The organism is Accumulibacter sp., from assembly GCF_023806565.1.
Lineage (GTDB): Bacteria > Pseudomonadota > Gammaproteobacteria > Burkholderiales > Rhodocyclaceae > Accumulibacter.
The window spans coordinates 1-10,322 of record NZ_JAMTDV010000116.1 but is presented as its reverse complement, the minus strand read 5'-3'; the positions used below and the strand labels follow the sequence as shown (position 1 = coordinate 10,322).

Below are 10,322 nucleotides of genomic sequence, written 5' to 3'. Positions count from 1 at the left end.
GGGTCCTTGTGGTTGCTGCAGAGAGTTTGCGGCCGGTGTCCTGGCGGAGACGAAGGGATTCGAACCCTTGATGCAGGTTTATGCCCGCATGCTCCCTTAGCAGGGGAGTGCCTTCGACCTCTCGGCCACGTCTCCTAGGAGGGGGTGATGATATCGGTTTCACCACGACCGGTCAAATTCAACTTCGCCTTCGGTGGCTTTTCAAGGCCGAAAGCCTTGTGCAGGACACGCACCGCCAGTTCGAGGTATTTCTCTTCGATGACCACGGAAATCTTGATTTCGGAGGTCGAGATCATTTGCAGGTTGATGTTTTCCTTGGCCAGCGCGCCGAACATCTTGCTGGCCACTCCGGGGTGCGAGCGCATGCCGACGCCTACGGCCGAGACCTTGCACATCGTGTCGTCACCGGCAATTTCGCGCGCGCCGATCTTGTCCCGGACCGGCTCAAGAACGGCGAGTGCCTTGGCATAGTCGTTGCGATTGACAGTGAACGAGAAATCCGTCGAACCGTCGCGTCCGATGTTCTGGATGATCATGTCCACGTCGATGTTCGCCTCGGCGATCGGTCCGAGGATCTGATAAGCGATGCCCGGGCGGTCGGGAACGCCCAGTACGGTGAGTTTGGCTTCGTCGCGATTGAACGCGATGCCGGAGATGATCGGTTGTTCCATTTTGCCTTTTTCCTCAACAGTGATCAGCGTGCCTTCGCCTTCGTCCTCGAAGCTGGAAAGCACGCGCAGTTTGACCTTGTACTTGCCGGCGAACTCGACCGAGCGGATTTGCAACACCTTCGATCCGAGGCTGGCCATTTCCAGCATCTCTTCGAAGGTGATGGTGTCGAGCTTGCGCGCTTCCGGCACGAGCCGCGGATCGGTGGTGTAGACGCCGTCCACGTCGGTGTAGATCTGGCACTCGTCAGCCTTCATTGCGGCTGCCAGGGCAACCGCCGATGTGTCCGAGCCGCCGCGGCCAAGGGTGGTGATGTTGCCTTCCTCGTCCGCCCCCTGAAAGCCGGCGACGACGACCACGTTGCCGTCGTTCAGCGCCTTGCGAATCCGGTGCTGGTCGATCTTCAGGATGCGCGCCTTGGTGAAGGTGCTGTCGGTCAGCACGCCAACCTGCGAACCGGTGAAGCTCTTGGCCTTGATTCCTTCTGCATGCATGGCCATCGCCAGCAAGCCGATGGTTACCTGCTCCCCGGTGGAAGCGATCACATCAAGTTCGCGCGGGTCTGGAGTCGGCGAAATCTCCTTGGCGAGTGCGATCAGGCGGTTGGTCTCGCCGGCCATGGCCGAGGGAACCAGGATGATTTCGTGCCCCTGCGCCCGCCAGCGAGCGACGCGTCTTGCGACGTGCTTGATGCGATCCGTTGATCCAACCGACGTGCCGCCGAACTTCTGAACGATCAATGCCATGGCCAATCCCACTGGGGAAACACAAAACCACGCATTCTAATGCAGGAAACGTGTCTGGGCAAAACGCCACGCTGGCCAGAGTCGATCCGCATTAACCGTATGTTCTAATTGAATGCCACTTGCAATTCTCGACAAATCGAATATAGTATTCGCGCGTTACCAGGGTCATATCGTGTGGATCTGTGCCCGGAAATTCCCCGGTGGCTGGTTCACTTGAAGAAAACGTAAGAAAGGATCGTCATGAGCACCGTCAAAGTCGTGGAAAGGGTTGATCCCCGCGAAATACGTCGCAGGCTTGGTTTGAATCAGCAGCAGTTCTGGTCGAAAATCGGCGTGACGCAAAGCGGTGGATCTCGCTACGAGAGCGGCCGCAACATGCCCAAGCCGGTTCGCGAATTGCTGCGGCTCGTTCACGTCGAGCAGATCGATATTCAGCGCCTGAAGCGGGAAGACTTCGAGGTGGTGGAATACCTGAAGGCGGAAGACCCGGAACTCTTCAAGACGTTGCGGAAGGCGGCCAGAAGCAAGAACAAGAAGCCCGCATGAGGCGCGCCTCCGGTCCGTGCAGCGCGGCCCGCGCGCGGCAGCACGCCGGAATATGAGTCACGGTTGCGGGTCGTCGGCCGCAACCGTGGAATGAGCGATTATTCCCCGGATATGCGGGGATGCTCTCGCTCCTGCAGTCGGCGCCGGAAATCCCGTTGATCACGACAGGCCGAGCATTTCGCTCGCGTGCTGTCGGGTGATCGCCGTGATCTCCATTCCGCCCAGCATGCGCGCGATTTCTTCGACCCGCGCCGCGCCCTCGAGCGGGGCGACCTGACTGCGCACCTGCCCGCCGTCGGCGACCTTGGTGACCTGCCATTGCCAGTTGCCGCGGGCGGCAACCTGCGGCAGGTGCGTGACGCAGAGGACCTGCCGTCCGGCCCCCAACTCGCGCAGCAGGCGGCCGACGATTTCGGCAACTCCACCACCGATACCAACGTCGACCTCGTCGAAAATCAGGGTCGGGACGAGTGCCGCCTGACTGGTCACTACCTGGATGGCGAGGCTGATGCGCGAGAGTTCGCCGCCGGACGCCACCTTGGCCAGTGCGCGCGGTTCACTGCCCGCCAGTCCGGCGACACGAAATTCGACCTGCTCGAAGCCGGTCGCGCTGCCACCCTCGACCGGCAGCAAAGCGACCGCGAAGTGACCCCCTGCGAGCGCCAGCTGCTGCATGATCTGGCTGACCTCGCGGCCGAGTGCTTCGGCGGCATCGGTGCGTCCGAGGGAGAGACGCCGCGCCAGTTCTTCGTAGCGCGTGCAGCTAGCGAGGACGCGTGCCTCCAGGCCGGCGACGTCGGCAGCCTCACCGAGAAAGCTCAATCTTTCCTGCCAATGCGCAAGCAGCTCGGAAAGATCGCCGGGCGAACAACGAAACTTGCGGCAACAAGAGAGTACCGCTTCGATGCGAGTTTCCACTTCTGCCAGGCGCCGCGGGTCCAGCTCGACGCGACCGTTGTAGCGGCGCAGCGCGGAGATCGCTTCGCCAAGCTCCGCTTGCGCCGACTGCAGCAGGGCGACGATTTCGGAAAGCGCGGGGTCGTAGTCGCACAGTCCGTCGAGCCGATTGGCCACCGCCGCGACCTGCGCCTGACACGCAGCATCGCCTTCAGCCAGGACCTGCATGGCGTACCCGGCGCCGTCGGCAAGGCTGGCCGCATGCGCCAGGCGCCTGTGCTCTTCGTTCAGCGCCAGCCATTCGTCGTCCGAGAAGCCGAGTGTCTGCAATTCGCGCACCTGCCATTCAAGTTGCTCGCGTTCTGCTGCCAGTGCGTCGATCCCGTCTCTGGCGGCATCGAGCGCCCGCTTCGCCTCGCGCCAATCGCGCCAGGCGGCGCCGACCTCGGCGAGAAGAGAGTCGAGCCGGGCGTGCGAATCGAGCAGCGCACGCTGCGCATCGCCACGCAGCAAGGACTGGTGCGCGTGCTGGCCGTGGATATCGACCAGCGACTCGGCGAACTCGCGCAATTGCTGGAGGGTCACCGGCGAGCCGTTCAGGTAGGCACGCGATCGGCCGTTACCGTCGAGTACGCGACGCAGCAGGAGCGCACCTTCGGCGACGAGATCATGCGCCTGCAGCCAGTCGGAGGCGGCCGCTGCGTCGACGAGGTCGAACTCCGCAGAGACTTCGGTGCGCTCGCAACCCGCCCGGATGAGGCTGCTGTCGGCGCGCTCGCCCAGGGCAAACGCCAGGGCATCGACCAGGATCGACTTGCCGGCGCCGGTTTCTCCGGTCAACGCACCGAATCCCCTCTGAAACTCCAGTTCCAGGCGGTCGACCAGCACAAAATCGCGAATCAGCAAACGACAGAGCATAGTTGACGCCGGGGTCTAATGTTCCTTGGGCCGCTCGCTCCAGTGCAGTTTCTCGCGGAGCATGGCGAAGTAGCTGTACGTCGGCGGGTGCAGCAGGCAGATCGAGTATTCGGAGCGCCGGATGTGCACGGAGTCCTGCGTCCTCAGATCGACCGTTACCTGACCATCGAAGTGTGCGCGCGAATCTGTCGCGTAAACGATGCGGATTTCCATTTCGCTGCGGTCGTCGACCAGGATCGGCCGGTTGGTCAGCGCATGCGGGCAAAGCGGAACGAGAGCGATCGCCGAAACCTGCGGATGCAGGATGGGGCCGTTGGCCGAAAGCGAATAGGCCGTCGAACCCGTCGAGGTCGCGACGATCAGCCCATCCGATCGCAGGTGGTAGATGAACTCGCCGTCTATGAACAGCTCGAGTTCGATCATCCGACCGATTGCTCCCTTGTCGACGACCACATCGTTGAGTGCCAGGTTGGAAACGATGCTGCGTTCGCCGCGGACGACTTCGGCGTCGAGCAGCATGCGCGTCTCGGAAACGAACTTGCCATCGAGCAGGTCGTCCATGCAGCGCAACATGTCGGTGCGAGCGACGTCGGTCATGAAGCCGAGCCGCCCCTGATTGACACCGACCAGCGGTACGCGATACCGCGCCAGCTGACGCGCGGCATTGAGCATCGTGCCATCGCCGCCGACGACGATGCCGATGTCGGCATGAGCGCCCAGCCACGAGAAGCTGCCACTCGCCCAGCTGCCCAATTCGAGGTGGGAAACGACGTTGCCGGCGGTTTCCTCCTCGATCAGCACGGTGATGCCACGTTCGTGCAGGTACCGGGCGAGCAAGCGAAGTGACTCGGCAATTTCCGGACTATGATACTTCCCGATCAGCGCGATCGTCCGGGGTGGCGGCGCGAAATCCGCCGAATCCGCGGGAAAGGCGTTGTGCATGAGGTGCATTAAACCACAGCTTGCTTCTGCGGCACCCGTGGGTGAAGTAATTTTTGTAGAATCGAAACCATGCTGGACGACCGCGCCAAGACGCTGCTCAAGACCCTGATCGAACGCTACATTGCCGAAGGGCAGCCGGTCGGGTCGCGTGCCTTGTCCAGGTATTCTGGCCTGGACCTGTCGGCGGCCACCGTGCGCAACGTGATGGCTGACCTGGAAGACATCGGCCTGATTGCCAGTCCGCATACCTCGGCCGGGCGTGTTCCCACTTCCCGTGGCTACCGTTTCTTCGTGGACAGCCTGCTCACCGTCCAGCCGCTGGATCAGGAGAAGCTCGAGACGATCGAGGGGCAGCTGTTCAATTCACAGCCGCAAAAGGTGATCAGAAATGCCTCGCATCTGCTCTCCGGACTGACGCATTTCGCCGGTGTCGTCTTGACGCCGCGACGGGCGACGCCAAAGATTCGCCAGATCGAGTTCGTCAGCCTTTCGGAAACGCGGTTGCTGCTGATTCTGGTCACTACCGACGGCGATGTCCAGAATCGCCTGCTTTTTCCCACGCGATCCTATTCCCCGTCGGAACTGATCACCGCCACCAACTATCTCAATCAGCATTTTGTCGGTCACGATTTCGAGCAGATCCATGGCCGGGTCCGGGAGGAACTGTGCAAGCTGCGTGGCGACCTGCAGGTGCTGATGGCCGCTGCTCTCGCTGCCAGTGACGAGGCGATGAAGCTGCCTGGTGATCGCTATGTCATCTCGGGTGAGCGCAACCTGCTGGAGATCGAGGAATTTTCATCGAACATGAAGCGCTTGCGCGAACTGTTCGACCTCTTCGAGCAGCGCACAGCGTTGATGCAGTTGCTCGATCTTTCGCGGCGTGCCGACGGCGTGCAGATTTTCATCGGCGGCGAGTCGGGACTGGCACCGCTCGATGAATGCAGCGTGGTCACTGCCCCGTACGAAGTCGATGGCGAGGTCGTCGGCTCGGTTGGGGTCATCGGGCCGACGCGCATGGCCTACGAGCGAGTCATCCCGATCGTGGACATCACCGCCAAGCTCTTGTCTTCCGCACTGACTTACCAGGCCGGCCGCTGATGCCACGCTTTGCTGCGGAGCCGGACTACCGCCACGGTTCGCCAGAGCAGACCGGCGTCCTCCTGATCAATCTGGGAACGCCGGCGACGCCAGATGCGCCCGCCGTGCGGCGCTATCTCGGCGAATTTCTATCAGACCCGCGTGTGGTGGAGATCGCGCGACCGATCTGGTGGCTGATCCTGCACGGCATCATCCTCAATTTCCGGCCACGTCGCTCGGCCGAAAAGTACGCAGCGGTGTGGACTGCCGAAGGCTCGCCGCTCAAGGTCCATGTCGAACGGCAGGCCAAGCTGTTGCGCGGTTTTCTCGGTCAGGCAGGGCATCGTGTGCTGGTCGATTACGCAATGCGTTACGGTGAGCCATCGATTGCGGCGACGCTCACTCGCCTCAAGGCGGCGGGTTGCACGCGGATTTTGCTGCTGCCGCTCTATCCGCAGTACTCGGCGAGCACCACGGCGAGTGCCCTCGACGCCGCCTGTGCCTGGTTGCAGGCCGTTCGCAACCAGCCCGAGATGCGCACCGTGCGGGGGTTCTCCGACCATCCCGGCTACCTCGCGGCAGTCGCTGCCAGTGTCCGCGAGCACTGGGCCAGCCATGGCCGGCCAGACAGCTCGTATCGTCTGCTGATGAGTTTCCACGGGCTGCCGCGCCGTGCGCTCGATCAGGGCGATCCCTACCACTGCGAGTGTCAGAAGACTGGCCGCCTGCTTGCCGAGGCCCTGGGCCTGGATCAGGAACGCTACCTGATCTGCTTTCAGTCGCGCTTCGGTCGCGCCGCATGGCTGCAGCCGTATACCGCGCCGACGCTCAGGGCACTGGCCAAACAGGGGGTGCAGCGAGTCGATGTGATCTGCCCCGGCTTTCCGGCGGACTGCCTGGAGACGCTCGAAGAGATCGCCATCGAGGGCAAGCGGGAGTTCCTGCAGGCGGGAGGCAGGGAATTTCATTATCTTCCCTGCCTCAACGAGCGCGACGACTGGATTCGCGCTCTTGCCGACCTGGCGGTCAACAATCTGCGGGGGTGGCCGACGCAAACCGCTCCGGAATCTGCAGCCCTGGAACTTGCCGCCTTGCGCGCCCGTGCCATGGGTGCTTCGTCCTGACCAGGCGAACACTTCCCGGAGTGTCGTCCAGCCGCTGGCGCATACCGTTGCCGCGGTAATCGCAAGGTGCCGGCGTGTCCCGGCACCCTTTTCTCGTCTCGTCCGACGCGCCGGCGGCTACTCCATCGCTTCGTAGAGCGGCAGGGTCAGGAACTCGGGGTATTCCGGGGTCAGCGACATCTTGTCGAAGATCACGGCCGCCTGCTCGTAGGTGCCGGTGTCTTCCCCTTGTGCGCTGACGGTCGCCTTCACCTTGAGCAGCTCTTCGGTGATCATGCCTCGCACCATGTCGGCGGTAACCTTGCGACCATCGTCGAGAACACCCTTCGGGGAAACCACCCACTGCCAGATCTGCGAGCGCGAGATTTCCGCCGTGGCGGCATCTTCCATCAGGTTGTGGATGGGCACGCAGCCGTTACCGGCCAGCCAGCTACCGAGATAGTGTATGCCGACGTTGATGTTGTTGCGCACGCCGGCTTCGGTAATCGGCTGAGAAGGCTGAAAGTTCAGGAAGTCGGCTGCGGTGAACGTCTCGTCGCGCTGTTTCTCCCATTGATTCGGACGGTCGCCGAGCACTTTCTGAAACTCTTCGGCGGCAATCTCGACCAGCCCGGGGTGGGCAATCCAGCCGCCGTCGAAACCGTCATTGGCGTCGCGCGTCTTGTCGTGCCGGATGCCTGCCAGTGCCTTTTCGTTGGCTACGGGATCGCTCTTGATCGGGATCAGTGCGCTCATGCCGCCCATCGCCGGAGCGCCGCGCTTGTGACAGACCTTCACCAGCTGCAGCGCGTAGCTTCGCATGAATGGCACTTCCATGGTGATCGCGCCACGATTGGCGAGGCAGAAATCCGGGTTCTTCTTGAACTTCTTGATGCACGAGAAGATGTAATCCCAGCGGCCGGCGTTCAGGCCGGCGGAGTGCTCCCGCAATTCGTAGAGGATCTCTTCCATCTCGAAAGTCGCGAGAATCGTCTCGACCAGCACCGTCGCCTTGATCGTTCCTCTCGGCAAACCGATGTGGTCCTGCGCCATGAGGAAAATGTCGTTCCACAGGCGAGCTTCGAGGTGCGATTCCATCTTCGGCAGATAGTAGAAGGGGCCGGCGCCGCGTGCGACCTGTTCCTTTGCGTTGTGGAAGAAAACCAGCCCGAAATCGAAGATGCCGCCGGAAACGCGCTGACCATCGACCGTCACGTGCTTTTCGTCGAGGTGCCAGCCTCGCGGGCGAATTTGCAGAGTGGCGATCCTGTCGTTGAGGGTGTATTTCTTGCCGGCTTCATTGGTGAACGAGAGCTGGCGTCGTATCGCCTGATAGAGGTTGATCTGACCCTGGATCTGGTTGTCCCACTTCGGGCTGTTCGAGTCCTCGAAGTCGCTCATGTACGAATCGGCGCCCGAATTGTAGGCATTGATGATCATCTTCGCTTCGACCGGGCCGGTGATTTCCGTTCGCCGACGCTCCAGTGCTTTCGGAAGCGGGCTGATCTTCCAGTCCCCGTCGCGAATGTGCCTGGTTTCCGGCAGGAAGTCGGGCAATTCGCCGGCGTCGATGCGCGCCTGGCGGGCGATGCGCGCCTGCAGCAGCTCCTGGCGGCGGCCTTCGAAGGCACGATGCAGTTTGGCGACCAGAGCCAGCGCCTCCGTCGTAAGAATGGTTTCGTAGCCGGCTTGGATTGGGGCATTGATTTGCATTCCGGCGGGTAGGCTTAGGGTCATGCGGTGGCTCCTGTCGATGGGTTATGATGCAGTGGATGCATTCTATTAGATGCCGCAGTGAAAGATAAGCGCGAATGAAATCAAAGTATCTTTTACTTCAGGTATGGAATCGCCTGCATGGACCAGCTCAAGCAAATCGAAGCCTTCGTTAATGCAGCGACGCGCGGCAGCCTTTCGGCAGCAGCACAGCGCGAAGGGGTCAGCCCGGCAGTGATTGGTCGTCGGCTCGATGCGCTGGAATCTCGCCTGGGTGTGAAGCTCTTGCTGCGCACGACGCGCAGGCTGTCCTTGACCTTTGAAGGCGAAGCGTTTCTCGAAGATTGCCAGCGCATCCTCAACGACTTGGCGAACGCCGAAACGGCGGTATCCTTGGGGGGATTCCGTGCGAGTGGTCATCTCAAGGTCTCGGCGCCAGCCGGCTTTGGTCGTCGCCATGTGGCGCCGCAGGTGGCTGCGTTCATGACGGCCAATCCCGACGTCACGGTGCGCCTGGATCTGACCGATCGACTGGTCGATCTGCTCGACGAGGGCGTGGATTGCGCGGTGCGGATTGGCGAGCTGGCCGATTCCAGTCTGGCCAGCAGCAAGCTCGGTGAGATGCGCCGCGTCGTCGTCGCCAGCCCGGTTTACCTGGCGCGACATGGGAGGCCGCGAACGCCGGCAGAACTCGCCGGGCACAATTGCCTTTCGCTCGGCAGGCAGCGCGGCTGGAGCTTGCGCAGGGCGCCGGATGGCGAGGTGGCGAATCACAAGGTTGCGGGAACTTTCGAGTGCAACGACGGTGCGGTGCTGCACGAATGGGCACTTGCCGGCAAGGGCGTCGCCTGGCGATCGATTTGGGAAGTGGGTGACGATCTGCGCAGCGGTGCCCTGGTTTCACTGCTCGACGATCACGCGGCGCCGGCCGTAGGCATCTACGCGGTATTCCCGCAACGCCGGCATCTGCCGCTGCGCGTCCGGCTGTTCATCGATCAGCTCAAAAGTACGTTTGGCGATCCGCGTTACTGGGGGCCGGCCACGTGAATGCTGCTGGCGCGGCTCGCGTCAAATCTGGCGGGGGGTCTCATTCCGTAAGGGCGGCAGCCTTCTTGGCAGCGCGAAGGAGCGCCTTCCTGGCTTTCTCGGCGCGAATATGCGCCAGTGCCTGAGCTTTGTTGCATTCCTTGCAGTACGAATGCAGGCCGTCCGAGCTTCGTGCGTTCCTGTGAAATTCGAGGACGGACTTCTCCTGCTTACACTTGACGCAGATCTTGGTGTCCATGGCGTTAGCGATGATGGGGGGAACATCGACCGGCGATGCAGTTCTTGTTCCGCAAACAAAAAACCAATTAATTGGATTCTCCCGGTCGGTGATCGGGAGCACTATTCAGCCGGTTGGACCTGTTACCCTTCGCGTCCGCGCTTCTCCGCCGGGGAACTCCTCTTGACCACCCCTGGCGATGATTCGAGAGATGCAAGTATCTAAGTTCTTAAGCAATTTATCGATACTGCAGGCGAGGGCGGGCAGTATTGTCGAGTGGCCGACCGGACCAGCTTCCGCAAACGGGAAAACGTTTACCTGGCTTAGTAGTATAAGCAAAAATTATGCCTTGATATAAACCGGGTTTATTCATCAAGGGCTTAGAAGCGACTGTTGTGAGTGGGTCGAGGTCGTTCGCCCGTTTCTGTAAAGAATCCTGACAGTCGC

9 protein-coding genes and 1 tRNA gene are annotated in these 10,322 nt (G+C 61.7%); 4 read left to right on the top strand and 6 right to left on the bottom strand.

Annotated features, from left to right (window positions below):
• Nucleotides 1–41: 41 nt before the first annotated feature.
• Both NFV80_RS13105 and NFV80_RS13100 read right to left on the bottom strand, forming a co-directional pair.
• Nucleotides 42–135, bottom strand: a tRNA-Ser gene (locus NFV80_RS13105).
• Nucleotides 135–1,415 (bottom strand): aspartate kinase, encoded by a 1,281-nt coding sequence (locus NFV80_RS13100; RefSeq protein ID WP_295329663.1) that lies wholly within the window; start codon nt 1,413–1,415, stop codon nt 135–137. Before NFV80_RS13100 ends, NFV80_RS13105 begins: the two co-directional genes overlap by 1 nt.
• A 240-nt stretch (nt 1,416–1,655) precedes the next feature.
• Here NFV80_RS13100 and NFV80_RS13095 point away from each other — a divergent pair, with 240 nt between their 5' ends.
• The gene (locus NFV80_RS13095; protein ID WP_295329661.1) at nt 1,656–1,961 is read left to right on the top strand and encodes a transcriptional regulator; all 306 of its coding nucleotides are present in this window, start codon (nt 1,656–1,658) and stop codon (nt 1,959–1,961) included.
• Nucleotides 1,962–2,120: 159 nt separating this feature from the next.
• Here the strand turns inward: NFV80_RS13095 and recN are convergent, their stop codons facing one another.
• Nucleotides 2,121–3,776, bottom strand: a complete 1,656-nt coding sequence (recN, locus tag NFV80_RS13090; RefSeq protein ID WP_295329659.1) for a DNA repair protein RecN — start codon at nt 3,774–3,776, stop codon at nt 2,121–2,123.
• Nucleotides 3,777–3,791: 15 nt separating this feature from the next.
• Nucleotides 3,792–4,718, bottom strand: a complete 927-nt coding sequence (locus tag NFV80_RS13085) for an NAD kinase (protein WP_295329665.1) — start codon at nt 4,716–4,718, stop codon at nt 3,792–3,794.
• A gap of 69 nt (nt 4,719–4,787) precedes the next feature.
• Here NFV80_RS13085 and hrcA point away from each other — a divergent pair, with 69 nt between their 5' ends.
• A complete protein-coding gene (hrcA, locus tag NFV80_RS13080) occupies nt 4,788–5,816 on the top strand; it encodes a heat-inducible transcriptional repressor HrcA (RefSeq protein ID WP_296758947.1) in 1,029 nt (342 codons plus the stop codon).
• Nucleotides 5,816–6,919: a ferrochelatase gene (gene hemH / locus NFV80_RS13075; RefSeq protein ID WP_295329654.1), complete on the top strand. Its 1,104-nt coding sequence runs from the start codon at nt 5,816–5,818 to the stop codon at nt 6,917–6,919. Before hrcA ends, hemH begins: the two co-directional genes overlap by 1 nt.
• Before the next feature lie 117 nt (nt 6,920–7,036).
• Here the strand turns inward: hemH and aceB are convergent, their stop codons facing one another.
• Nucleotides 7,037–8,635 (bottom strand): malate synthase A, encoded by a 1,599-nt coding sequence (aceB, locus tag NFV80_RS13070; protein WP_296758944.1) that lies wholly within the window; start codon nt 8,633–8,635, stop codon nt 7,037–7,039.
• A gap of 117 nt (nt 8,636–8,752) precedes the next feature.
• Between aceB and NFV80_RS13065 the strand changes: the two genes are divergently transcribed.
• A complete protein-coding gene (locus NFV80_RS13065; RefSeq protein WP_295329651.1) occupies nt 8,753–9,658 on the top strand; it encodes a LysR family transcriptional regulator in 906 nt (301 codons plus the stop codon).
• 40 nt (nt 9,659–9,698) lie between these two features.
• Here NFV80_RS13065 and NFV80_RS13060 read toward each other — a convergent pair whose 3' ends face one another.
• The gene (locus NFV80_RS13060) at nt 9,699–9,998 is read right to left on the bottom strand and encodes a hypothetical protein (protein ID WP_295329648.1); all 300 of its coding nucleotides are present in this window, start codon (nt 9,996–9,998) and stop codon (nt 9,699–9,701) included.
• Between the last annotated feature and the right edge of the window lie 324 nt (nt 9,999–10,322).